The 26,830-nt window shown below is 42.1% G+C and carries 13 protein-coding genes; 4 read left to right on the top strand and 9 right to left on the bottom strand.

Features of this window, described 5'->3' with window-relative positions; genetic code table 11:
• Positions 1-284: 284 nt before the first annotated feature.
• The gene (locus tag M1F26_RS02345; RefSeq protein WP_200129288.1) at positions 285-14,231 is read left to right on the top strand and encodes an invasin domain 3-containing protein; all 13,947 of its coding nucleotides are present in this window, start codon (positions 285-287) and stop codon (positions 14,229-14,231) included.
• Positions 14,232-14,303: 72 nt separating this feature from the next.
• On the opposite strand, the gene rtcR is transcribed toward M1F26_RS02345, so the two are convergent.
• The gene (gene rtcR / locus M1F26_RS02340; RefSeq protein ID WP_140172623.1) at positions 14,304-15,893 is read right to left on the bottom strand and encodes an RNA repair transcriptional activator RtcR; all 1,590 of its coding nucleotides are present in this window, start codon (positions 15,891-15,893) and stop codon (positions 14,304-14,306) included.
• Between the two features lie 485 nt (positions 15,894-16,378).
• Here rtcR and M1F26_RS02335 point away from each other — a divergent pair, with 485 nt between their 5' ends.
• Together M1F26_RS02335 and M1F26_RS02330 are read left to right on the top strand one after the other, a co-directional pair.
• Positions 16,379-17,497, top strand: a complete 1,119-nt coding sequence (locus M1F26_RS02335) for a slipin family protein (RefSeq protein ID WP_110592487.1) — start codon at positions 16,379-16,381, stop codon at positions 17,495-17,497.
• Positions 17,498-17,499: 2 nt separating this feature from the next.
• On the top strand, positions 17,500-18,726 hold the full coding sequence (locus tag M1F26_RS02330) for an RtcB family protein (RefSeq protein WP_140172622.1): 1,227 nt from the start codon (positions 17,500-17,502) through the stop codon (positions 18,724-18,726).
• Between the two features lie 56 nt (positions 18,727-18,782).
• Here M1F26_RS02330 and M1F26_RS02325 read toward each other — a convergent pair whose 3' ends face one another.
• The 8 genes from M1F26_RS02325 to M1F26_RS02290 all read right to left on the bottom strand — a co-directional run bounded on the left by M1F26_RS02325 (position 18,783) and on the right by M1F26_RS02290 (position 25,855).
• The gene (locus M1F26_RS02325) at positions 18,783-19,613 is read right to left on the bottom strand and encodes a hypothetical protein (RefSeq protein WP_140172621.1); all 831 of its coding nucleotides are present in this window, start codon (positions 19,611-19,613) and stop codon (positions 18,783-18,785) included.
• 312 nt (positions 19,614-19,925) lie between these two features.
• Entirely contained in the window at positions 19,926-20,219 is a 294-nt protein-coding gene (locus M1F26_RS02320; protein ID WP_110592490.1) for a type II toxin-antitoxin system RelE/ParE family toxin, read from the bottom strand.
• 2 nt (positions 20,220-20,221) lie between these two features.
• Positions 20,222-20,491, bottom strand: coding sequence for a type II toxin-antitoxin system Phd/YefM family antitoxin (locus tag M1F26_RS02315; protein ID WP_110592491.1), 270 nt, complete (start codon positions 20,489-20,491; stop codon positions 20,222-20,224).
• A gap of 181 nt (positions 20,492-20,672) precedes the next feature.
• A complete protein-coding gene (locus tag M1F26_RS02310; RefSeq protein WP_004260983.1) occupies positions 20,673-21,128 on the bottom strand; it encodes a DoxX family protein in 456 nt (151 codons plus the stop codon).
• Between the two features lie 173 nt (positions 21,129-21,301).
• The gene (locus M1F26_RS02305; RefSeq protein WP_140172620.1) at positions 21,302-21,868 is read right to left on the bottom strand and encodes a molecular chaperone TorD family protein; all 567 of its coding nucleotides are present in this window, start codon (positions 21,866-21,868) and stop codon (positions 21,302-21,304) included.
• A gap of 38 nt (positions 21,869-21,906) precedes the next feature.
• Positions 21,907-22,806 (bottom strand): dimethyl sulfoxide reductase anchor subunit family protein, encoded by a 900-nt coding sequence (locus M1F26_RS02300; protein ID WP_140172619.1) that lies wholly within the window; start codon positions 22,804-22,806, stop codon positions 21,907-21,909.
• Positions 22,803-23,441 (bottom strand): DMSO/selenate family reductase complex B subunit, encoded by a 639-nt coding sequence (locus tag M1F26_RS02295; protein ID WP_004261008.1) that lies wholly within the window; start codon positions 23,439-23,441, stop codon positions 22,803-22,805. Before M1F26_RS02295 ends, M1F26_RS02300 begins: the two co-directional genes overlap by 4 nt.
• A complete protein-coding gene (locus tag M1F26_RS02290; protein ID WP_140172618.1) occupies positions 23,438-25,855 on the bottom strand; it encodes a DMSO/selenate family reductase complex A subunit in 2,418 nt (805 codons plus the stop codon). Before M1F26_RS02290 ends, M1F26_RS02295 begins: the two co-directional genes overlap by 4 nt.
• A 192-nt stretch (positions 25,856-26,047) precedes the next feature.
• Between M1F26_RS02290 and M1F26_RS02285 the strand changes: the two genes are divergently transcribed.
• Positions 26,048-26,821 (top strand): AraC family transcriptional regulator, encoded by a 774-nt coding sequence (locus M1F26_RS02285; RefSeq protein WP_136134398.1) that lies wholly within the window; start codon positions 26,048-26,050, stop codon positions 26,819-26,821.
• Positions 26,822-26,830 lie beyond the last annotated feature (9 nt).

The raw sequence follows: 26,830 nt of genomic DNA, 5'->3' as shown, positions 1-26,830 counted from the left end.
TGGCTTAATTGCATTGTGACTAGGTTGACTATTATACCAATCAAACACCGAATTTTTTAATCTAATAAATTGTTTTTATTCAAGTAAGATCTATTCCCAACCGAGAAAAACGTTTTCATATTAGCGAGAGAATTGTTTTGTAGGGCTATCAATAGAAGCCGCCCATTCCGCGTTTTTCCACCTTGTAAATTCCGCTTCTTTTTAAGTCAAACTAATTCACAAGCTCTTACCACTATAAGCATTCAACAATAGCCAAGTTAATATTGAAACTAGGAATGAATTGAATGAACCCCGCTACGTCAACCACAAAACCAACATTGAGACATCAAATCTCAAATGGCTTTGTCCTCTTTACTGCAATATGGTCATCAGCCGTCATGCCGGTTATGCCAAGCTATGCAAAAACGCTCACACCTGATGACCTACCTACTCTGGGAAGTGACCCCGTACTAACCGATGATGATAAAACAGAGAAACTGGTTGCTGAATATAGCCAAAGTGCTGCGCGTTTTATCTCTGGTAAGAAAAAAGCGGCAGATCTTGCTGATATGGCACAAGACTTCGCTCGCAGTAAAGCCACAAATACGGCAACAGATGAGATAAATCGTTGGTTATCCAAAACCGGTAATGCCAAATTCAGTGTTGACGTAGATAAAAAATTAACCATTAAAAATACCCAATTAGATTGGTTAATTCCTTGGTATGACAGTACAGATTTATTATTGTTTACCCAACATAACATTCACCGTACTGATGGCCGATTACAAACCAATAATGGTATTGGGGTTCGTCGCTTTACCTCAGAGAGCATGATGGGCGTCAATGCCTTTTTTGATCACGACTTATCTCGCTACCACTCTCGCCTAGGTTTCGGGGCAGAGTACGCTCAAGATTTTTTAAAACTGAGTGCCAATACTTATTTACGTACATCAGCATGGCGTAGCGCTCCTGAATTAAAGAATGACTACAATGCCCGCCCGGCTAATGGATGGGATTTACACGCTGAGGGCTGGTTGCCTTCTTACCCAAATATTGGCGGAAACCTTAAATTTGAGCAGTATTTTGGCGACGATGTCGCCCTATTTGGCAAAGATAAGCGCCAGAAAGACCCTCTTGCCACAACGGTTGGCATAAACTGGACTCCATTCTCACTGGTAACTTTAAGCGCAGAACAAAAAATCAGTGGTGGATTAAGTGAAACTAATGCCAAAGTCCAGTTCACTTGGGCGATGGGTAAGAGCCTCGCAGAACAGCTTGACCCAAGTAAAGTGAGTGATGCTCGTCGTTTAATGGGCGGTCGCTATGATTTTGTGAATCGTAATAACAATATCGTACTAGAATACCAAAAGAACACCCTGATAACCCTATCATTACCCTCAATAATCCAAGGGAAAACAGGGGAATTATTACCTTTAATTAATACCCTCAATACCAAATATCCGTTAGATCAATTAGCCGTACAAGCACCTGAATTTTTAGCCGCTGGGGGCGAAATAATCCTCGACGGTGCGTCTACAAGAGTCAAATTGCCGTCTTATAAAGTGGCAATGACCGAACAAGAAAGGAAGAAAATCAACCTTTACCGATTCACGGTAACAGCCTCTGACAGCAAAGGAAATATTTCACCACAGGCCACAACTTTGGTTGAAGTTACAAACTCCGGCGTATTATCAATTAACCCAAATGAGGTTATCAAGCAAGGAAATGCTGTTGCTAACGGCCAAGATATTAATACATTAACGATTACGGCCAGAGATAGTTTAAATAATATCGCGCCAGACTCAACAGTGACATTTATTCTCCCAGCAGAACTAAAGCTCATCACGCCAAAAGCCACTTCTTCAAGAATGGCATTTAGCAATTTATTCAAAAAAATGCAGGCGGCAAAATCAACTGATAAACAGAAATATCAAGTTACCACCAATATAAAAGGCGAAGCGTCCATTCAATTCACGTCACTGGTCACGGGGGAACACCGAGTTCAAGCAGTGCCAAATGGCGGCGCTCCTATTGATATCGCTTTTTTCTTTATTGCCGATACGCACCAAGCACATATTAATCATTTCAATGTTCTTAGTGATAATGCGATTGCCGATGGTAAATCTAAAAATAAAATTCAATTCCATGTTACTGATAATAATGCACATCCCATTAAAGGAGCAGTGCTGCAACTTGAGGCAAAAAATGCAACAGCCAAACAGTTGAGCCCAACCGATGAACAAGGCAATACTGATGTCGAGGTAAAAAGCCAAGTTGCAGGGCCGGTCAAAATAACAGCAGCACTGAATGAGCAAAGTGTCACGGTAGAAACCCATTTTGTATTCGGCCAATTAGCCCATGTCACGATTATAGACCTTGAACAAGCCGCTGCGGGCACAAGCAGCAACATCACCATTTCATTAACCGATATGCACGGCAATGCCGTATCTGGAGCTGATGGTACGGTGACGGTCAATATCGATGGAAAACCAACTCCAATTACCATCACTGAAAACCGTCCCGGTAGTGGGATCTACAACGGAAAATTACCTGGGCAACATACGGGCTCGCCAAGTATCACCGTCACGGTTGATGGGCAAACATCCTCACCGGAAACATTGATTGTTGAGCAGCCAAAACCGATTTCACCAAACAATACGAACGGGACAGGCCAAAAAGGGGAAAAAGGCGTTATTGATAGCATTATCATCACTCCAAGCAAAACCCATGGTTTACAATCAGGGGATACCCTTGATGTTATAGTGACTATCACCGATGCCTTTGGTAATGGGTTATCAGGCTTAAATACCGATAATATTGATATCGGCAAGCACAAAGGTGACACGCTGGCATGGACGGATAATGGCGATGGTTCTTACACCACTACCTTGCCATTAAGTAAAGTCGGCAACACTGATTTAACGGCTTCCATCAATGGCACGACTAGCCCGAAAATTGACGTTCTCGTCAATAATGCCAGCGGAACTATTCACGTTGATAAAGTGAAAATCACCAAAACAGAAAAACCAGCGGCAGGCACAGATAGTATTGTGACGATAGAGTTAACCGACAAACATGGCAATCACGTTGTTGGTGAAACTGAAGCTATTGCCAATATAAATGGTCAGCCACACACTTTACCGATAACAGAAACATCCCCAGGTATATATGACGTCATTATTCCAGGCCAACTTGCAGGCAACCATATAGTTTCTGTTATCGTTAACGGGGAAGAATCACCAAAAGAGCCGCTTATTGTTGATAAACCACGACCTGTTAAACCTAAAGGCCCAAGTGGTGCGGGGCCAAAAGGAGAATTAGGTGTTATCGATAATATCGTTATCACGACAGGCGATGCTAGCCATCTGCAATCTGACGATAAACTTGAGGTCGTCGTATCCATTACTGATGCCTTTGACAACGGCTTATCAGGCCTAGACACCAATAATATCAATATTGGTAAACACAAAGGCGATACCTTGGTATGGGTTGACAACGGTGATGGCTCTTACACCACTATCATACCACTAACCGACGTCGGCAATAATGACCTCACCGTTTCCATTAATGGCTCTAAGAGCCCACAAAAACAAGTCCAAGTTAGCAATGCAAAAGGGAAAGATAAGGTCAGCAAAGTTAAGATCATCAAAACAGAAAAACCTGCCGCAGGTTCAAGTAGCATCCTGACCGTTCAACTAATGGATAAAAACGATAACTCGGTCGTCGGTGAAACTGAGCTTATCGTTAATATTGATAACAAACCACACACTCTCCCCGCAAAAGAAGGAAAACCGGGTATATATGAAGTCACACTGCCTGCGCTGCAAGCAGGTAAACATGATATTCATGCAAGTGTAAATGGCATTGCATCAATCAAAGAAAGCCTACTGGTTGAGCAGCCAAAACCGATTTTTCCTAACAGTTCGAACGGTATGGGTCAACAAGGTGAGAAAGGCGTTATTGATAAAGTAGCAATCACACTTGATCACACTCACCGTTTTGAGTCGGGTAATCCTCTTGAAATCACGGTAGCGGTAACTGATGCCTTTGGTAACGGCTTAGCTGGCTTAAATACCGATAACATCGATATCGGTAAACACAAAGGAAATACCTTAAACTGGGTAGATAATGGCGATGGCTCTTATACCACTACCTTGACCTTAACCGACGTTGGTAGCAATGATTTAACTACCTCCATCAATGGTACTCGTAGCCCACACACAGAAGTTCAGGTTAATAACGCCTCAGGGACAGCCCACGTTGATAAGGTAAAAATCACCAAAACAGAAAAGCCAGCAGCCGGCGCAAATAGCCTTGTAACTATTGAATTCACTGATAAACATGGTAACCCAGTGGTCGGTGAAATTGAAATTACCGTCAATATTGATGGACAACCTCATAAGCTTCCAGCAAAAGAAGGAAAATCAGGTGGTTATGAAGTCACATTGCCAGCACTGCAAGCAGGTAATCACAGCATTAGCGTAAATGTGAATGGTAAAAACTCGACTGACACAACTTTAGTCGTTAACACTCCAACACCCATTAAGTCGAAAAAACCAGACGGAACAGGAACCAAAGGAGAAAAAGGCGTTGTCGATAATATTGCCATGACAACAGGCGATACCCACAGCTTACAATCTGGCGACCAGCTTGAGCTCACTGTGTACATCACCGATGCCTTTGGTAACGGCTTGACCGAGCTGAATACCAATAACATTACCCTTGACGGATATAACGGCAAGCCAGTTTGGACGGATAATGGCGATGGTTCTTATACCGCGACTCTCACATTAACTGAAATGGGGTCGAAAGACTTAACCACATCAATTAACGTCCATAAAACTGCCGTCAAATCGATTCAAGTTAACCCAGCCAAAGGGAAAAACAAAGTCAGTAAAATTGGCATCATTCAAACAGAAAAACCCACCGCAGGTTCAACCAGTACATTGACCGTTCAATTAACCGATAACCACGGCAACCCGGTGGTCGATGAACACGAAATGGTTATTGAGATTGATGGCTTCCAGCACACCCTGCCCGTAAAAGAAGGGAAATCAGGTATTTATGAAATCACGCTGCCAGCGCTGCAAGCGGGTGATCATAAAATTACTGCCACGGTAAACGGCCAAAGCTCCGCTAAAAACACTTTAGAGGTGAAAAAACCAGCCCCAATTCGTTCGAACAACTCAAGTGGAATGGGTAATCGAGGTGAACGAGGCGTTATCAATAACATTACCATGACAACAGGGGATACTACTCGTCTGCAATCAGGTGACAAATTGGCTATTACCGTAACCATCGTTGATGCATTTAATAATCCGTTAACGGCCATCGACACCAGTAATATCATTCTAGATGGATATACAACGAGTTCGCTGAAGTGGTTAGATAATGGGAATGGCACTTACACCACTCCGTTGCTATTAACCCAAACAGGTTCTAATGATTTATTAGCATCTATTAACGGTTATAAGTCACAATTAATTTCCATTACAGTAAGTAATACAGCTGATATCAATAAAGTTGCAAATATCGAGCTGGAGCCAATCTCCCCGAGTGAAGCAGGTGAAAACCAAACTATCACAGTGAAAGTCACCGATAGATATCAGCACCCCGTCACCATGATTAGCAGTATGATAACAGCAAATATCGACGGCCAGTCAACATCCATTATTTTAACAGAATCACTCACCCAAGCCGGTATTTACACAGGAACATTACCCGCAAAAAACATGGGTAAATATACGGTTAAAGCAACAGCTAACAATAAAACCGTATCAAAGCTTTGGACAGTTAAAACTGCCGCGATCATCGCTGTAAAAGAAAAAGATGGGAGTGGTACAAAAAATCAACGTGGTGTCGTTAATACCGTGGCTTTAGCCTCATCATCAGCTAATGACCTGAAATCAGGCCAATTATTACAATTAACCGTAACCCTTAAAGATGGGTTTGGTAACGCTCTTGAAGGCGTCAGTGGCGCGAGTATTCAGTTAAATCATCGACAACCTAGCAGTCGCTCTGTGACTTGGATAGACCTCCGCAACGGCAACTATACGGCTCTTTTGCCTCTCACCAAAATTGGGCGAGACACTTTAACCGTGAAAGTGAACAAAATAACCACTTCCCCACTGAATATTAACGTGGGAAGTGCTATTGGAACCTCGCAAATCAAGCAAGTTAAAATCAAAGACATCGCTAAACCCGCTGCGGGTGAAACGAGTTCCATCACACTATTAATCACTGATGCCAATGACCAACCTATTACAGGAATTGATAATAACGCTGTCGTCTCTATCGATGGTGCTGAAGCGTTGCTTAAGATCACTGAAACCGTCAACAAAGGGACTTATACCAGTACTCTTTCTGGCCAAAAATCAGGAGACCATAAAGTCATCGTCACTGTTGGTGGCATAAAATCCACAGAATCAACTTTAACTGTTAGTGCTCCTTCTCCAATTGCCAGTAATCCAGGGGGTAAATCAAATACCCGCGGTATTGTTAGTCGTGCAAAACTTACCGTTTTACCAAACAAAAACTTAAAATCTGGCGATACGTTAACGCTCACGGTAACATTGGAAGATGCCTTTGGTAACCCATTAACGGGCGTAGATCTCGCACAATCACTGACCCATAAGCAAGCAGGTAACGTCACTTGGATAGCACAAAAAGATGGAACCTATACCGCCAACTTAGTCTTAACACAATTGGGGCAAGATCACTTATTTATCACAGCAGATAATATACAAAGCCCAACCATGGTTATTGATGTCAAACCGCAGTTAGGCAATAACGCTATCCATAAAATTGATATCAGTGATATCACCAATCCAACCGCAGGAGCCGAAAGTGCCTTCACGGCTGTATTAACTGATGCTCAAGGTAACACGATCGACGGTATCCAAAACCTTGAGGTCACCATTGGTAAACAACAACCATTAAATATTGCCATCACTCAACAAGCAGATGGCCACTACACGGGGAAATTACCGGGGCAACAAAGTGGTCCTTACGACCTGATTGCTAGCGTCAATAAGCAAAATTCAGCCAAGAAAACCTTCGTCGTGGCAAAACCTGATACGGTCACTGCAAGCCCAAATGGGGGTGGGAAAAAAGGCCAGCGCGGTGTCGTTAGCCAGATTGAACTGAAAATGGCAACAACAAGCGCCGTATCAGGCGACAATTTACCACTCACGGTGACCTTAAAAGACCGTTTTAATAACCCACTAAAAGGCGTCTCCAGTAACCACATCACTCTAATGCACAAACAAATCGGTCATGTGACTTGGACTGATCATAACAATGGCCAATACACCGCTACCTTACCATTAAAGATATTGGGAAATGATGCATTCATCGCCACCGTTAATGGCATCAATAGTTCATCGGCAAATATCTCCGTGACAAATCCCACCGATATCAAGCAAGTTAATCAACTGGTTATGGCCACTATCGCCCCATCGGCAGCCGGTTCAGAACAAACCGTGAGCGTACAAGCTATTAATGCCAATGGCCATGGTGTGACACACATTGCGGATGACATCAAAGTTACCCTCAATGGCAAGCCACTCAACTTAATATTTGTTGAATCGAAAACGGATAAGGGGGCTTATACCGCCACTTTACCTGCGCAAAAAACAGGAAATTATCTGGTTAAAGTGACGGCCAACAAGCAAAAAACGCAACAAACTTGGCAAGTTACTGCCGCCAAAGCGATTCAAGCAACAAAAGCTGATGGTTCAGGTATCCAAGGCCAAGCGGGTGTGGTTAGTACTGTTGAACTGGCGACAACCCAATCAAGCTTTAAATCAGGTGATACCACGAAACTGACACTAACCTTGAAAGATGCGTTTGATAACCCTCTTAGCGACATTGATGTTAAAAACATCACATTAGCGCATAACCAAACCGGTAAAGTGACTTGGGTTGATAACAAAAATGGCACTTATGCCGCTGATTTACTATTAACGACATTGGGTAAAGATTATTTAGCAGCGACAGTTAACCAGATAAAAAGTGCGCCAGTTGGTATTAATGTTGAAAAAGCGATTGGCAATGGCCGTATCCATCAAGTTGATATTGTTAATATCGCCAGCCCGCAAGCCGGTGCCGAAAGCCACTTTGCAGTATCATTGACCGATATAAACAGCCTCACAGTCATGGGGATCACTGAGGTCACTGTGAATATTGCGAAACAACAACCACTAAATATTGCCGTTACTCAACAAACGGATGGCATTTACACAGGGAAATTACCGGGACAACAAAGTGGGGTTTATAGTGTCGTTATCACTGCCAATAATAAACCATCCACGGCAAAAACACTCACAGTGACAAAACCTGATACGGTCACTGCAAGCCCAAATGGGAGTGGGCAAAAAGGCCAGCGCGGTGTCGTTAGCCAAGTTGAACTGACAACGGCGACAACAAGCGCCGTATCAGGCGACAATTTACCACTCACAGTTACCTTAAAAGACCGTTTTAATAACCCACTAAAAGGTGTCTCTAGTAACCACATCACTCTAATGCACAAACAAACTGGTCATGTGACTTGGGTCGATCATAACAATGGTCAATACACAACGACCTTACCATTAAAAGTATTGGGAAATGATGCATTCACCGCCATCGTTAATGGCATAAATAGTTCAGCGGCAAATATCACCGTGACAAATCCCACCGATATCAAGCAAGTTAATCAACTGGTCATGGCCGCTATCCCCCCATCGGCAGCCGGTTCAGAGCGAGCCATGAGCGTACAAGCCGTTGATGGCAATGGCCATGGTGTAACACACATTGCAGATGACATTAAAGTCACCCTTAATGATAAACCACTCAACTTAACATTTGTTGGCTCTCAAACAGATAAAGGCACTTATATCGCCACTTTACCTGCGCAAAAAACAGGAAACTATCTGGTTAAAGTGGCTGCCAATAAGCAAAAAGCGCAACAAACTTGGCAGGTGACTGCCGCCAAAGCGATTCAAGCAACAAAAGCTGATGGTTCCGGTGTCCAAGGCCAAGCGGGTGTGGTTAGTACTGTTGAACTGGCGACAACCCAATCAAGCTTTAAATCAGGTGATACCACGAAACTGACACTAACCTTGAAAGATGCGTTTGATAACTCTCTTAGCAGTATTGAGGTTAAAAACATCACATTAACACATAACCAAACAGGTCAGGTGACTTGGGTTGATAACAAAAATGGCACCTATACCGCGGATTTGGCTTTAAAAACAATTGGGAAAGATACGTTAACAGCGACTGTAAACAACATTAGCAGCCAAACTGTCGATATTGAGGTGATAAACAGTAAAGGGGCCAATGAGGTCAAAAACGTGGACGTTATCCACATTTTACCGGTAGCTGCAGGAGCTGATAGTACAGTCATCGTCTCTTTGACTGACAAAAATGGACACCCAGTATCCAATATCACCAGTTTGTCCGTTATCATCGATCAGCAAAAGCCATTTTCCATGTCAGTGGGCCAAGCCCCTAGCGGTAATTACGTTGGAACATTACCCGGTCAACAAAGCGGTCAACACAATATTGTGGTGTCTATCCCTACAACGAATGCTGTATCAAACAAAAAACCATTTGATGTTAGCAATCCTGCACCAATTGCGGCTGCGGCTAGCGATGGTGGTGGGAAAAAAGGCCAACACAAAGTCGTCAATGAGGTGCAGTTTATCGTTGCGCCAACCGCTAACCTCAAAGCTGGCAATAAAGTCACACTCACCATCATGTTGAAAGATGCCTTTGGTAATGGGTTAAAAGAAGTCTCCAGCAACAGTCTCGCTATCATTCACCAACAATCAGGTTCTGTCATATGGAAAGACAATGCGGATGGTACTTATACCGCTGACTTATTATTAAGCAAGCTAGGCACTGACACCTTAAAAGTCACAGCCAATGGCATTAGCCAATCACAGGTTATCGATGTGAAGGCACCGCAGGGTAAATCTGCTGTCAACAATGTGGTATTAAAGGCGACCAACAAAACGTTTAGGGTAGGTGAAACTGCCGAATTGCAATTAACATTAACTGATAGTCATGGCAATGGTGTTGAAAAGGTACAAACCAACGACATTCAATTAGAGCATAATCATGTGCTTGTTCCTAAGCTGGCCTGGTTAGAGAAAGGGGCAGGTATTTACACCACCACGCTCCCATTACATCAACAAGGGAAAAACACCTTTGTTAGCCAAGTTAATCACCAAGCCAACGCCCCAATCGTGATTCATGTCGGCGCACTAACTGACCCAACACAAGTGAAAACTGTTGAGCTCAAAGCCAGCACAAATCAACTGACTGTAGGCAGTAAAACAGAGCTGACACTAATATTAGCAGACCAATGGGGTAATGGCGTTGAAGGGGTCACGGCTAAAGATATCACCATAAATGATGCGCATATTAAGAAAAACCTCACAGGTTTAAATTGGCTATCGAAAGGGAATGGAACCTATACTGCGTCAACAACGGTCGCAATTGCAGGAGTTCACTCCCTAAAAGCAACGGTTAACCTAATACAAAGTAAAAATGTATTGATTAACGCCCAGCCATCGACTAACCAAAGCCAGATCAATAAGGTTCAGCTAACAACAAACTTAAGCACCATTACCGCAGGCGGTAACGTCATGTTATCGTTAAAAGTCACTGATAGGGATAACAACCCTGTTATTCACCTCAATAATAATACGATCACACTCACTGACAGTAATAATAAAATATCCGCTGTCTGGGATGAAGATAACCATGGCTTAGGTATCTACAGCACTAACATCATGCTCCATGACGTTAGAACACACCGTCTGGTAGCTAGTATTGGTCAATTTACAGATACAACCAATGTCACTGTCAATTCACCATCAGGTAACAATGCCGTGAAGACAATTACCATTTCACCAATAGCCAACAGTGATGCAGGGCAACCATCATCACTATCTATTGGCTTAACTGACCAATATAAAAACCCAGTTAAAAATGTCAGCAATAGCGATATCTCTGTGACAATTAATGGGCAAAAACAAAACATAATATTTATGGAAAAGAATGGATTACATAAATATACCGCTCAGCTCCCTGCCGCCAAAGCAGGCCGTTACAAAATCAAAGTAGAAATCAACGGACAAACAGAAACTGCCGAGTGGGTTGTCAACCCTCCTATCGCAATCCCAATCATTTCTTATGATAAAGATGGCTTACGAGGCTCATTAGAGACAATTTCTATTACCCACAGCGCGAAAAATCACATGGTAAACTCAGGTGATAAAGTCACTCTAACTGTCGGGCTAAAAGATAAGTTTGATAACAAACTAACCGGTGCGACGAGTTCATTGAAATTATTAACTGATTTACATTCAACCTCTGCATGGAAAGAGCTAAGCGGTGGGCTATATACCCAAGAACTCACCATGAACAAGCTACGTAAGCAATCTATTCAAGTGGTGGTAGATAAACTACTAAGCGATAAGCTTGAGTTAACCGTTACCCCTGCTAAAGGTGCAAATAATGTCCATAAAACCACTCTTGAAACCCATGAAGGTACTATTGAGGCGGGTAAAGAAGTGCAATTAACATTAACCTTAACGGATAGCGTTAATAATGGTGTTGTTGATATCAATACTAAAGATATTCAGTTAACAAATAATGGAAAACTAACCAACGTTACATGGGTGAATCCACAAGATGGCGTATATACCACCAAACAGCGGTTAGACACAATCGGTGAGTACCGGTTTAAAGCCACTGTAAATCACCAACCAAGCCGTATACAAACCGTAGAAGCAACCTATCCAAGTGGGAAAGATGTGGTGAAATCCGCAAAAATGACCACAAATACAAATACATTTGATGCAGGTAAAAAAGTTGAATTAACGTTAGAACTGAAAGACCAATATGGCAATTTAGTTACTGGCGTCAATGGGGCTGATATTGCATTAAAAGATAGCCATACCGCAGAAATTATCGATAGCGGCAATATTGCTTGGCATATGGCATCGGTAGGTGTGTATAAGGCTACCTTGCCATTAACCAAAGTCGGTAAACATACATTAACAGCGACAGTGAATAGTATCTCAAAGTCCACGCCAGCTATCACGGTGACAGCATTAAAAGGGGGTAACAATGTTAAGGAGATCAAATTAACCGTAAATAACACCTCAATTAAAGCAGGTGAAAATACCACATTAAACCTAACCATGCTCGATAGCTACGGTAATGAAGTGACCGGTATCATGACAAAAGACATTATGTTCAAAAATACCGACAGCACAATTACCACTAACGCATCGTGGGTAAAAACACCATCAAACGATAATGTCTATACGGCTCAGGTCACGCTAGAGAAAGTTAAAAAGCACACATTATCGGTTGAGATAAATAAACAGGTAAAAAATATCGAAATTGATGTAAAACCGCAAGAAGGTGCCAAAAATGTCGCGAAAGTAGAGTTAAATGCACCAAAAACAGTGGCAATTAATGCTGACGCCGAGCTTCAACTCAGCTTAAAAGATAAATTCGGTAATGGCGTTGTTGCGGTTAATATTTCTGATATCACACTGGAACATTTAAATACATTAATACCAATAGCTTGGGTTGAAGGCAATGAGGGTAAGTACACATCCAGCTTAGCGCTAACTAAGGCCAAAGCACATCCACTAACCGCCAAGGTTAATGGACACTCTTCAGATACCACTATCACGGTTGACAGCCCGAAAGGTGTTAAACATGTGGCTAAGATCAGTATGACATCTTCAATAACCGCTGATAGTTCAGGGAAATTAACTACTCAGCCAGGGCAAGAGTTCAAGTTAACATTCACATTAACTGACCAATATTACAATGGCGTCACTGGATTAAAAGAAACAGATATCAACTTAACTAATACTCAAAAACCAAGTTCAGTGCTAATAACGGCATGGCAAGAAAATACACGGAAGAAAGGTGAATACAGTGCTACTGTATCACTGACTCAAACAGCACAACATGCTCTAACAGCAAAAGTGAATACCGTTTCTGATACCACACAGATATCAGTTACCCCATTCAGTCACCCTGATTACGTTGCATCCGTTGAATTGAACCTTGCTAAAACTAATATCAACATCGGTGAAAATGTTAAATTTGAGCTAAAAGCCAAGGATAAGTATGGTAATGACGTGTTTGTTAATGAAAACGATATTGCAATACATAATAAATCTCAAAAATCATCAGAAATTAAAGAGAAGTGGGATATCACAAAAGACACTTTCACTCGCCAGTATAAAGGAACATTCCATTTTACAAAACCTGGAGAGTACATAATCTCAGCGATTGTAGGTAAGGCTAATAGTAATTCTGAAAGGATTACTATTGAAGCTGGTGCACCTGTATTTGCCTCAGGGAAAAGCACATTCACTGTAAGTAACGATGAAACAAGTACAACTGCTATCAAAAACACTGAGATAAAGTTAGTACTTAAAGATGATAATGGTCATTTGATTACAGGGAAAAAACCAAAATTAGAAGTCATATCAAGCACAACCCATAGACGAGTATCGAAGGATATGACAGAAATATCGGCAGGAACATATACAGCTGAGCACATGAATGCTCCTGATGCAGAAATTGCTCAAATTAAATTATTCAGCGATTCAATTAATTATAAGGGGAGCGATAAATATACTCAAATTGTCAATTACGGCAAAATGTCAATTACACGATTAGGTGTTGAAGAAACCTATCAAGTTGATGATCGATTCCCTTCTACTGGGTTTACTGGAGCGCAATTTGCCATTGAACCTTCACTAGGTTTTGCTTCTGACTATAAGTGGGAGGTTAACCAAAATTGGCTAACTATTAATGAAAAAGGTGTTGTGACTATGAAGACACAGCCGGAAAGCCCCCGCAGTGCAAAAGTCACTATCACTGGAAAACCTAAGCGTATGAATAGCAAGAATATGGTATATACCTTTAACATGAATAAGTGGTTTAGCACAGGGGCGAAATTGAACTTGAATGATGCAATGGGGTATTGTACTAATTCTCAAAAGATAGCCAGTCCAGAAGATATAAAACATAGTAAAATCTCGCTATTCACCCAGTGGCCAGAGAAAACCATTAACGACAACATAAAACTAGACCAAATAGCAGAAAACGGCTGGATTTGGACAATAACCAAGTACATGACCATCTACCATATACCAACACATAAGTACTCAGGAAGCGGACATACTGCCGGTAACTTTGGGGTTCTGTGTGTTAAAGTGTATTAATTGTCATTAGGTTTAACTTCTTGTTATTTTTATCCTATCAGCCCCCTCACGGGGGCTTTTTATTACAAAGATTCATGATATTAAATCCGCCTTCACTCCATCCCAATCCAACCCAAATTTAGCGAGATACTTTCGCAGCCTATCTGCATCATTGGGCTGTTTTTTATGTTGCCGCGAAACGGCAAACAGCTCACGCCCCGCTTCGGAAAGGGTAGATGAACGGCGACAAACTTCCAGCACTGTTGCCAGCTGTTGCTGGTCGAATAAATCAATTTCACCAATTTGCTTTGGTAATGTATTGGTTGATTTTGACTGCCATTGGGCTTGCAAACGGCCAATTTCTTCTTCGGCCACCGCTTTAGTAATACGCCCGCGTTCGGCAAACGTTGCCATCCGGCTAATGGATGCACCCAACTCACGAAAATTGCCACGCCACAGGGCCAGAGAGGAACAGGCAAACTTCACATACACATTGCGAGCTTCGCTATCAAAACGAATTTGGCTTTGTTGCTCTTGGCAAAATTTGGCTAATTCATAATCAATATTCGGTTCGATGTCTTCACGGCGGTCACGCAAGCCCGGTAACGCAAACGTCCACATATTGATACGGGCAAATAGGTCTTCACGAAATTTGCCCTCCTCCACTTGCTGCGCCAAATTACGGTGAGTCCCTGCAATTAATTGAAAATCACTGTGAATTTCTTCATCTGAACCATAAGGGAAAAAGCTTTTTTCTTCGATGGCTTTCAATAGCATTGCTTGCTCATCTAGCCCAAGTTCCGCAATTTCATCGAGAAATAAAATACCGCCATCCGCTTCTTTCAGTAACCCACGCCTTGGGTTGATTGCCCCTGTGAATGCCCCTTTTACATGGCCAAACAGCGTTGACATAGCGTTATCACCACGCAAGGTAGCGCAGTTTACTTCCACAAAGCGCCCTTTAACTTGGTGGCGACTTTCACGTAGTTGATAAATTCGCCGAGCTAAGAAAGACTTCCCCGCCCCCGTTGGCCCATTGAGTAAAATTGGGGCTTTAGAGCGTAGTGCGACGCGTTCGATTTGCTCAATCATGGTATTAAATGCCGCGTTGCGGGTGGCAATACCCGATTTTAAAAACGAAACCTGCTGTTGCTGCTCTGTTTGGAAACGGCTGGTGATATGGGTATAACGGCTTAAATCAAGGTCAATCACGGTATGAATGCCGATAGGGTCTTTTTCTCGCCCTTTTTGGCTCGGTGAAGTTTGAATTAATTTGGCTGGTAAATAATGAGCTTCCGTTAATAAAAACCAACAGATTTGCACCACATGGGTACCCGTAGTGATATGTACAAGATACTCTTCATTATCAGTATCAAATTGATAATGCGAAGAAAAATCCAGTAATGAGGTATAAACCTCTTCAAAATCCCACGGGTCAGCAATATCCACCTCATGCAGTACCACTTCCGTATTGGGAGAAGCTTGTTCAATATCCTCTTTCACCCGGTGCGCCATGCCATAGTCATTCACCTGATGCAGTAATTCAAAACGACCAATATCCAAATCAGGCTGTTGGCAAAGACCAACCGTTGGGCGCCATTTTGTCCAGCGATTGGCTTTTTTGCCTCTTCTATCAAGTACTGTGCCCAATACACCAATCACAACCTTACGTTTCTTGCTCATAATATTTATATAAATTTATAAGTTACGATATAAAAAGATAATAAATAGCATAATCCATTTACCATGCCAATGTTACCCACTTTTCTCTTAATATTATTTTTTACTTATTTTTCAATGCAGTAAAAATATTTATTTCATTTTTAAAAAAGTTGGCACGCTTCTGGCAATACTATATTCATCCACTGCCGGAAATTGTATGAACTGCAAGTTCAACCGGTGCAGACATGGTGGCTTAGCCACTACATGGTCTGTATGCCGCCGTCAGGAAGATACCTTGGTAATAGCCTAGCTATCAGGTTCGACTCCTGAAAAAAATACAAATCCAACTGTATAAAACTAAGCAGAAGTTAAGCTTAAAACCGCCACTCGAGAGCTTTGCCGAGTGATGAGCAGAAATTTAGACAGCCAATTTTGGCACTCTACTTTTCCCCTCACCACTTCGCTTTTTTCTTCAGTGCCGGATAAATATTGAAAAAGGAAAAATAATGAAAAAAATAAATATCGCTCAAGGACAAATCGCACTAACCTCAAAAAATGGGGATTTTAAACAATTACTGACTGCGGGTGAGCACCATTTAAACGATTGGTTCAATCGATTGACTGTGTCATTGTTCACACTTGATAACGAACCTATTGATGAAAAACTGGCAGACCACTTACGCCAATTTCACCCTGATTGGGTTGATGACCACTGTATTGACATCGCTTTGACTGATGACGAGATTGGTTTTATTTACTTGCACAATAGTTTGACAGAAATATTGCCACCAGCGACCCGTCGGTTGTATTGGAAAAATGGCAATAATTTAAAAGTGGAGCCGCAGTCGCTAGAAAATAGCGTTATTGACTCTGCATTCGTTGCACGTCTGATGGGTAAAAAACGCATTAAAGGCAATGAGTTGGCCTTGATTAGCCAAGTACCTGCATGGCATGTCGGTATGTTAAAAATTGATGGTGAGATACAAGATTTATTACAACCGGGAACTTACGGTTATTGGAAAATCAACCACAAACCGGAAGTTGAGATAATAGACACCCGTTTACAATCATTAGAAATTAGCGGACAAGAGATTTTAACCAAAGACAAAGTCACATTACGCATCAACCTGTGCGCCAACTGGCGCTATCACGATATTTTACTGGCGTTCTCAAAATTGAGTCAGCCTGTAGAGCATTTATATCGTGAATTGCAGTTTTCAATACGAGAAATTGTGGGGACTCGAACCTTAGATGAACTATTAGAAAACAAACAATTAGTCGATGAGCTGATGTTAGCTCAAGTCGCGCAATGCGTGGTTGAATTTGGCCTAGAAATTGACAGTATCGGTGTAAAAGACATCATTTTGCCGGGAGATATGCGCACTATTTTATCCCAAGTCGTTGAAGCCGAAAAATCGGCACAAGCTAACGTGATCCGCCGCCGCGAAGAAACTGCCGCGACTCGTTCACTGTTAAATACCGCAAAAGTAATGGAAAACAACCCGGTTGCATTGCGTTTAAAAGAACTTGAGACCTTAGAAAGTATCGCACATCGAATCGACCAAATTTCCGTTTACGGTGGATTAGATCAAGTATTAAACGGATTGGTAAAAATTAAGGAATAACAATGAATAACAATAACTTTAATCAATTAATTCAAGAAAATGGTGTGCCTGTAAAAATGTGGACCAACGGCGTGCCTGTAGACCCGAAAGCGGTAACACAACTACAAAACACCGCTAAAATGCCGTTTATTTTTAAGCACCTTGCGGTAATGCCTGATGTACACGTTGGGAAAGGTTCGACGATTGGAAGTGTGATACCAACCAAAGGGGCCATTATTCCTGCGGCAGTCGGCGTGGATATTGGTTGTGGAATGATTGCCGTGCGAACGTCCTTAACCGCATCGGATTTGCCGGATAGCTTACAAAACATCCGTTTTGCTATTGAGTCGGCGGTTCCGCACGGTCGAACTACACATCGACATGGACGTGATAAAGGGGCATGGCATCGTACACCAGATATTGTCGATACCCACTGGGCACACTTGGATGAAGAGTTCAAACGTATCTGTGATAAGTACCCAAAACTGCGTGGAACCAATCATTACAACCACTTAGGAACATTGGGAACGGGAAACCACTTTATTGAACTGTGTTTGGATGAACAAGACCGCGTGTGGGTAATGCTACATAGCGGGTCACGTGGTGTAGGAAACGCGATTGGTAATCTGTTTATCACATTAGCGCAAAAAGATATGCAACAGCATATCGCCAATTTGCCGGATAGAGACCTCGCGTATTTCGAAGAAGGAAACGTGCATTTTAATGACTATATGGAAGCGGTAGGTTGGGCGCAGGACTTTGCTCGCCATAACCGTGAAGTGATGATGCACCGCGTTCTGGAAGCACTATCACGCGAAATTCCAAAACCGTTTATCACAGAGCAAGAAGCCGTAAATTGCCATCATAACTATGTGCAAAAAGAGCAGCACTTTGGTGAAGAGGTACTGGTAACCCGAAAAGGTGCCGTGTCGGCTCGAAAGGGCCAAATGGGGATCATTCCAGGGTCTATGGGAGCCAAAAGTTTTATCGTGCGCGGTTTAGGTGACGAAGAAAGTTTTTGCTCCTGTAGCCACGGTGCAGGCCGTGTAATGAGCCGAACAGAGGCCAAAAAACGTTTCTCAGTCAGCGACCAAAAAATGGCGACCGCCCATGTTGAGTGCCGAAAAGATAGTGATGTGATTGACGAAATACCGATGGCGTACAAAGACATCGATGCTGTAATGGCTGCGCAATCATCACTGGTAGAAATTGTTCATACCCTACGCCAAGTCGTGTGTGTGAAAGGGTAAGCTCAAGTATTAGAATATAGGCTATATCTTACATGATAAGGCCTATATCTTATAAGTTAACCAGTGGAATGAGAAATAGCTTTATCAAATTGTTCTTTGTAAGATTTTTGAGTTCTTTTTACAAACGCCAAATAATCAATATGTTCTATTTTATCTATTTGCTTATTCACTAGGCGATTAATATCATCAAAGTTTTGGACATTAAATTTTTTATGCTCACTACCAATAGCTATGCTATTAATTGCGCCACAAATGATGTTAAGCAATTTCATTTTTTCATTAGTAAAAAGAATACTATCTTTTTTAAAATCTTGAATTGATTGGGGACAGATAGTAAATGACGTTGAATTTACCCACTCATCTTGAGTATTCTGAAAAGGTTTTAACCATTGACCATGAGCAACTTTATTTCGATTTCTAATCACAGGCGCTAAATGCCCACTAATCCATGTTTTTATTCGCTCATATATCGTAAAAAGGATAATTCCTAAGCTATCTTCATTAGCATCTTCTTCAAACTGAATATTTGCATTCTTTTTAACCGCTATTGCAAGAGCAGTTAACCATCTTTGTTCCAAACTATTTTGGTTGTATATAATGCTACGTTCATGTTCTGTAAAGACACTTTCTTCATAAATAAGCACATGCAATCTAGCTTCACACCATACGGATAATAACATTGAATACAAACGAGTGAATGTTAAAACATCGTCTTGTATATTCTGATACGCTGAAGACGCTATGGCTTTTCTTAACTGCCCTTCTACATGACGCAATCCATTGCCAACCTGCTCGAAGTTTTGTCGGTGATATTCCCTTATTTTACCTATATACGAGGATGGGTCACAGACATAAAGGGAGTCTACCCTGCGTCTTATTTCAGTCAATGTTCCCTCCCCTATAGACTATATAAAATCCTGATGCCAAAACAGTTTTAATATATTAAACAGTTTTGGCATCCAGGATTCGAACCATGGACCTCCTAAAAAATAGGCGTGCAACCTTACACCAATGCCCCATAGTGATATTAAATCTATGTTTCAAATTTTCAATACGAGAACTTGATCACTGCAAAGCGCTTCGCAAATATATTGAGTAAACTAATTTTTTCAAGAAAAAGACCATCAGAACATTTTTGATGGTCTTTTTCTTTAATAATATTAAATAATTAACAATAAAGCTTATTGCCACCTAGATTTTTATAAATGAGAGTTTGGATCCTGTGTATGATGTAATACCGCCAGCACTTCAATGCCTTCAAGCGCTTTTCGATAATAAATAATATGGCTTTCAACAGGGAAGCTAAAGACGCCCAAATACAAATCTTCACTACGATCACGACCAAGGGATGGCTGTCGGGCAAGTATGTCTGTCATTGTTACTCGTAATGAGTTGGCATAAGCTTCGGCAACATTAACTCCCCAACGACGCATAGAATAAAGCTTGATTGAGCGGATATGCTCTCTTGCTTTATGAGTAAACCTAACGCTCATCCTTAAGCCTTATTTTCAAGTTCGTCCATGGTTAGCGGGGCAAATACATCATCAATGCTATGAAATTCACCGCGTTCTGCTTGTGCAATAGACTCCGCCAAAACCGTTTTTAGGCTCTGTAATTTTAATTGCATAAGCTGGTCATATTCGTCCGGAGAGATAACAACAGCAACACGTTTACCGTGCTTGCTTATTTCAACAGGTGCACGTTGAACTTTCATCAATAAATCACCAAATTGATTTTTAGCAACTTGTGCTGAGATAGTTTCCATACATCACCTACAATATAAAGTAGCTTGAATATCCATTATAGCTAAAATGGCTTAAACTACCAATATTTCAAAAATATCGTTCATCTTAAAACGACCATTTTTTAGACAAAAAAATAGACCATCAGAACATTTTTGATGGTCTTTTTTCAAAGGCTATGTCAAACACGAAAGAAAAACGGATTTATCGCCAGTTCGGGTTTTTGATAATGGAATATTTACCCGCACCTAAAAATGCCAATGCGATACCACTCAAGAAGAAATACACAATACTTTCAATCGCCCATGCACCTGTTTTATCAAGCACGAATGTTTTATCTAGCCCAATCATCAGCCATGCAATCACCATAGTGAAGGCAACTAATAATGCAGATGGGCGAGTTAAAATCCCTAAAATAATGAAAATAGGCGCAACAACTTCACCTAAAATTGTTCCATAAGCGATAAATTCAGGTAAGCCATAAGAAGCTAGCAGCGCTTTAATACCACTCGCCCCTGTCATTAATTTACTCATACCATGAAATAACATGAGCCCACCGACGGAAAGACGCAATAACAACCTGCCAGCATCTTCATGGGACAACAAACGATTTAATAAATTGACCACTTTATACCCCCTATGGATATCCAAAAACATCATTAAGTAGTATGACTTAAAAATGCATTATGGCTTAGAAAGGTAAAGTAAGAATCATTTTAATTTGCATTTCTTATAACTAAATCAATTTTCATTTAATTAAATTTTGTTAACTTTTCATCCATTCAAATATTACGTTTAATTAACTATTAAACAGTCAAATATACTGAATAATATTATATACATGACCTTACAGTAACCAGTGACAATTCCGTTAATGCGTTATAAAACGGGCTACATGTTGTTCGATTTAATTGCTGAGAAAACTGGGGTAACCAACTCCCCAAATGGTCATTTAGCAATTCTTTTAATGCTGCCTCCCTGACTTGTGAAGCCAAAACTGCCGCTTGAAATAACATTAAACCAACATGGTCAGAAGGCTCTGGATAACGCGTCTGAATTTTTAAACGCTCTCGTTGTAAAAACTCGCTCAGCGCCAGTGTCGAAGAGCCCTGTAATACGCCTTCAGGGTCGAGGTATACCGAGCCCCATGGCGGAGCAGGTAATGCTTCAGGCCCAATAAATAAATTTGTCCACTGAGTATGCAGCGTCGCTATTTCGATGCTTAGCGATGCCGAGATGCGTTCGCTAAGCTGAGTACTGATTTTACAAGGCCACTGAGATGCAAAGTCATTTAGCTTGAAGAAACTTATCGCATAATGGCTTGCATCATCATTTGGAGAAAATAAATAGCAAGTGCCTAAGATATTAAACGCTGCTGCATAGTGTGAAAAATGGATCATAAAAAAGGTAATTTCCTAAGCGATAAACTGTTATTTATTTACAGATGAATAGTATAGAAACAGTAACGCAGCATAAATTCAGCAATTATAGCAGCCGCAAAACCCACCACTAAATACCCTTTGCTGCTCGAAGTCATAACCCCACTCGCGGTTTGTCGCATATGACGAAATAATCCATATCCCAATAAAATCACCGCCAGTATTCCAACTACCCAGCTAGTGATACGCAGCGACCAAATCCTTTGGTAGGCATGAATAGAGTCGATAGGAAATGTAATCGATTCATTATGATAACTCGTGCTAACTAAGTAATTTTCATAGATCGGCTGATAAACTAAACGGATTAATAAGCTAGTGCCAATAACCGCCCATAGCACCCATAACCCACACGTTGAGACTTGAGCCGCTGACGATCCTGCATGAAAACGCAATAACAAATTGATTAATAAATAATACCCAGCAGCTCCCGCAGTTAACATCGTGCCGTAGAACATCAAATAAGTATTATCATTCATCCACGTTAACATTGATGTATAACGATAAATTGAAGCCATGGCATACACATCACATAACCCAGCAATGATAGCCAAACCAAGCAGCAGAAATGACAATTCCTTTTTGAACCATAGCCACAAAAAAGTCAGCCCAAGAAAAGCAAAATAGGTCGCAGTGAAAACCACTTCACGGCTTAGCCACGATGAAAAGATATTCAACAAAGAATTAGGCGCATTCAAAGGAACCCCTAAGTGGGTGATTGAAGACAATAAACCTACCCCCGCAAATACACAGGCAACAAACACGTATTGCTGCAAAAATTGTGTATTCGTTTTATGAGGTAAAGCCGCTGATAATTTTTTTGCGAAAAGCGCTAACATCACACTCAACCCGATGGATGTTTGCATTAAAAATGTGAATAACAATAATGGCCATTCATTCATTTGGCTTCTCCTTGTGAGTTTTGAGTGCGACCAGCCCCAAGATGTGGGTGGATCACTAAATTGGGATGGGTAATCGATGAGTCTGGCAACCCACGGACATCCGCCAGCTCGCCATAACGTTGTCTGAGTTCATCTATTGGGCCAAACTGAATGGCCCCTAATGGGCATGTGGCGACGCAGACGGGTTGCTCCCCTTTTAGTTGCAGGTCGATGCAAAAATCACATTTCGACATTTGTTTGGTTTCAGGGTTCATTTGCGGTGCGCCATATGGGCAAGACCAAGCGCAAGTTCCACAACCTACGCATTTGTCTGTATTGACCATCACGATGCCATCCCCTTCACGCTTGTGCATCGCCGTTGTCGGGCAGTTTTTCACACACATTGGGTCGGCGCAGTGGTTACATGAGATGGATAACGTATAAGCAAAGACGTTATTCACCAGTCCTCCCGTACCATTTTCAATAAACTCACCGCCAGCGACTTCGTATACGCGACGATATTTGCGCCCGACATCGAGATTATTTTTATCTTTGCACGCCACTTGGCAGGCTTTACAACCTGAGCAACGTGCAGAATCAATATAAAAACCAAGCTGTTTGCTGCTTACAGCGGGATAAACGTGAAATTTACTCATGCTTTGCTTACCTCCACCAATAAGGTTTGATGGGCATTTCCATGTGCCATTGCTGTGCTACGGGCTGATGTTAAAACGTTAGCGCAACCACCTTGGTCAACGCCATTTTCATCAGGTTGCCACCATGCTCCTGCTTGTAAAGCCACCACACCGGGCATAATCCGCTGGGTGATTTTGACGGGCACCATGGTGATACCGCGGTCGTTATTCACTTTGACGCGCTCTCCATCCGTGATATTTCGCCGTTTGGCATCAATTGGGTTGATCCACAACTCTTGGCGCTGCACTTCTTGTAGCCACGGGTTAGCAAATTGCGTTGAATTGGCACGATTACGACCTTTCCAAGTGATTAATTGCAATGGATAGCGGGAAGCTAGTTCATCTTCTGGTCCTTCAATGGCAGGCACATAATGGGATAACGCAGGGATATCCACATCATTGCGTTCATAAAGACGCTGAGAGAAAATCTCAATTTTTCCAGATGGTGTTTCAAACGGGTTATTCTCGATATCGTTAATATTTTTTTCGAAGGCGACATGGCCCACATGCGGTTTGTGTTTTAACAAATGGCGGCGCTTAACCAGTAGCTCATCAAAAGTTGGAATGCCATCTTCTGGGCGTTTCTGATGGGCATCATTGACTAAATGCTCGATCCACTGTTTTTCTGTACGACCTTCACTGAATTTCTCGCCAACGCCGAGTTTTTCAGCGACCTCTCGCAACCACTCATAGTCACTACGCCGCTCAAATTCAGGTTCAACGACTTTTTCCGATAAAATAATGTAGTTGCCCGTTCCCCATGTTCCCCCCACATTCCAGCGTTCTAAGAAGCTGGTTTCAGGCAATAAAATATCGGCATACTTGGCGCTGGGTGTCATGTATAAGTCACTGTAAACGATAAACTCAACTTTACTTTCATCTTCCAGAACTTTAGCAGCATGCAAAATATCGGGGTTCTGGTTAGTCATATAGTTACCCGCCAACGAAAAAATCATTTTGATTTCCGTATCGAGTTTTTCCGCATTTTTTAAACCATTATTTGGCGTCACAAGGTCTTTATTTTCACAAGCTTGCACCCAATTGGTGATATTGATTTTCGCTTTAACTGGGTTTTCAAATAGGCTCGGGCCCGCTAACGTTTTACGTAAATCAGGGGTTACTGCCATGCCATAGCCCGCAGCCCAGCCCCCTTTTACGCCTACATTTCCGGTAATTGTGGCTAATAGCGTGGCGCCTCTGGCGGAGCGTTCACCACAGATGTGACGTTGAGGCCCCCAACCTTGTATTAAGGCCGCCGGTTTTGTATTGGCATATTCGCGAGCCAGTTGACGAATGGTTTCAGCGGGAACTTTGGTGATAGGTTCTGCCCATTCTGGGGTTTTCACCACACCGTCTTTTTTCCCCATTAAATAAGCCACTAATGACTCATTTTCAGGGATGCCTTCGGGCATCTGGTGCTCATCAAAACCAATAGTGAATTTGTCGATAAAGGATTGATCATGCAGCCCTTCGCTGATGATCACATACATCATGGCATCCATCATCGCATTATCTGTTGTCGGCAAAATGGGGATCCACTGATCCGCTAATGAGGACGCGGTATCCGAGTAACGTGGGTCGACAACAATAAATTTGGTGCCATTTTTTTTCATTTTTTGGAAATAATGATTCGTGTGACCAAAAATGGTTTCGTTCGGGTTATGTCCCCACAAGATCACCAATGGCGTATTTTCTAATGTGTCTAGCGTGCTACCACTTGCTGACGTGCCATAGGTATAAGGCGTAACCGCCATGGTATTGCCATTGCTCACTGAGTGGTAATTTTCTAAAAAACCACCCGTGATATTAAACAACCGACGCAACATATTGGCACCGGAGAAAATTCCCCCTGTTACCCCAGTACTGAGGCTAACAAAGCGCGATGCAGGGCCATATTGGGCGTTGACTCGCTGCATGTTGTCTGCAATCAAGGTTGTCGCCTCTTCCCAGCTAATTCGCTCAAAGCGCCCTTCCCCTCGTTTGCCCACTCTTTTCATTGGGTATTTCAGGCGATTTGGGTGATAAACGAACTTCCGGTAACTGCGGCCACGCACGCAAGCACGCATGATTGGCATCTCTTCGTCTAAATCGGCATCTGGACGGGTACTAATTCGTGTCACCACACCTTCTTTAACGTGTGCTCGAATATCACATTTGCCACCACAGTCAAAACTACTGCAGGTGGAGACCACTCGCTCGCCTTCATTTTGCAGCGTTGTGGTTGGAATGATATTCGGGTTTTCTGCTGTCGATGCAACAGTATTTGTCGAAATAAATGGGACAGCCATGAGCGCAGAGCTGCCTTGAATAAACCGACGACGGGTTAGGGGTTCAATCAGACTCTCACTACCCGCCTGATCGTAATAATTTTCCATGATAACTCTACCTCTGGCATACATTAGGTTGCCGCGATAAGGTAAACATTTCCCTGTTTATCAACTTTCGAAAACCTGCCAAACACATTGGAATTTCAGCCAACCACGGAAAACATGTGGTTATATCAATAAAAATTGCCTATATTCAGAAAATAAATGATAACTTTTGAATCTCAGCCAAGAAAAATTCCTATGCGAAATATTCCTCTGAAAACTGTCGATGCAACTCCGCGTGATGTTTTAGCGATCGGCACTGATTACCTACCAAATGTGCTGCTTGATTCTCACGTTCACCGCCGTGCCCAGTTTCTATATGGTGCGACAGGCTTGATTGAAGTGAGTACCGCGGATGGCGAGTGGGTCATACCGCCTGATAGTGGTGTTTGGATCCCCTGTAATACGCCCCATGAAACGCGCATGTTGAATGTCAGTACGCGTAGCTTATACATTGAGCCCAAAGCCGCTCCACGTAGGGGAAACAAATGTGAAGTACTCAGGGTTTCCCCCTTACTTCGTCAGCTATTGCTTGAAGCAGTTGATACCCCAATTGAATATGATTTAAATGGCCGTGATGGTGTGATGTACCAATTGATTTTGCATGAAATTGCGCAGGCAGAGCCCCTACCTTTCTATGCCCCAATCCCACGGGATGAACATTTAGCCCAATTGTGCCGGGAATTCCTAAAAGCGCCACAAATCACCTCATTACCACAGGAGTGGGCGGCAAAACTACATAAAAGTGAGCGCTCATTTAGCCGTTTTTTTGGTGCTCAAACGGGGTTATCTTTCTCTGACTGGCGGCAGCAAGCTTGCTTATTAAGTGCGATTACCCATATTTCTGCAGGTAAATCCATTACTGAGGTCGCATTTGATTTAGGCTACAGCAGCGTTGGGTCTTTTTCGACCATGTTTAAAAAATGGTTAGGGCAAAGTCCATCCAGTTTTATTCAGAGAATTAGTGGATAACACCTAACC

Source organism: Providencia sp. PROV048, from assembly GCF_033688165.1.
In the GTDB taxonomy this organism is placed as follows: Bacteria; Pseudomonadota; Gammaproteobacteria; order Enterobacterales; family Enterobacteriaceae; genus Providencia; species Providencia hangzhouensis.
Note: the sequence above shows the minus strand (reverse complement) of the source record. Positions and strands in the feature narration are given on the sequence as shown.

Excerpts from the sequence above, each read along its gene's own strand:
- M1F26_RS02345 (WP_200129288.1), top strand. The coding sequence starts at position 285 with ATGAACCCCGCTACGTCAACCACAAAACCAACATTGAGACATCAAATC.
- rtcR (WP_140172623.1), bottom strand. The coding sequence starts at position 15,893 with ATGAGCAAGAAACGTAAGGTTGTGATTGGTGTATTGGGCACAGTACTT.
- M1F26_RS02335 (WP_110592487.1), top strand. The coding sequence starts at position 16,379 with ATGAAAAAAATAAATATCGCTCAAGGACAAATCGCACTAACCTCAAAA.
- M1F26_RS02330 (WP_140172622.1), top strand. The coding sequence starts at position 17,500 with ATGAATAACAATAACTTTAATCAATTAATTCAAGAAAATGGTGTGCCT.
- M1F26_RS02320 (WP_110592490.1), bottom strand. The coding sequence starts at position 20,219 with ATGAGCGTTAGGTTTACTCATAAAGCAAGAGAGCATATCCGCTCAATC.
- M1F26_RS02315 (WP_110592491.1), bottom strand. The coding sequence starts at position 20,491 with ATGGAAACTATCTCAGCACAAGTTGCTAAAAATCAATTTGGTGATTTA.
- M1F26_RS02310 (WP_004260983.1), bottom strand. The coding sequence starts at position 21,128 with ATGATGTTTTTGGATATCCATAGGGGGTATAAAGTGGTCAATTTATTA.
- M1F26_RS02305 (WP_140172620.1), bottom strand. The coding sequence starts at position 21,868 with ATGATCCATTTTTCACACTATGCAGCAGCGTTTAATATCTTAGGCACT.
- M1F26_RS02300 (WP_140172619.1), bottom strand. The coding sequence starts at position 22,806 with ATGAATGAATGGCCATTATTGTTATTCACATTTTTAATGCAAACATCC.
- M1F26_RS02295 (WP_004261008.1), bottom strand. The coding sequence starts at position 23,441 with ATGAGTAAATTTCACGTTTATCCCGCTGTAAGCAGCAAACAGCTTGGT.
- M1F26_RS02290 (WP_140172618.1), bottom strand. The coding sequence starts at position 25,855 with ATGGAAAATTATTACGATCAGGCGGGTAGTGAGAGTCTGATTGAACCC.
- M1F26_RS02285 (WP_136134398.1), top strand. The coding sequence starts at position 26,048 with ATGCGAAATATTCCTCTGAAAACTGTCGATGCAACTCCGCGTGATGTT.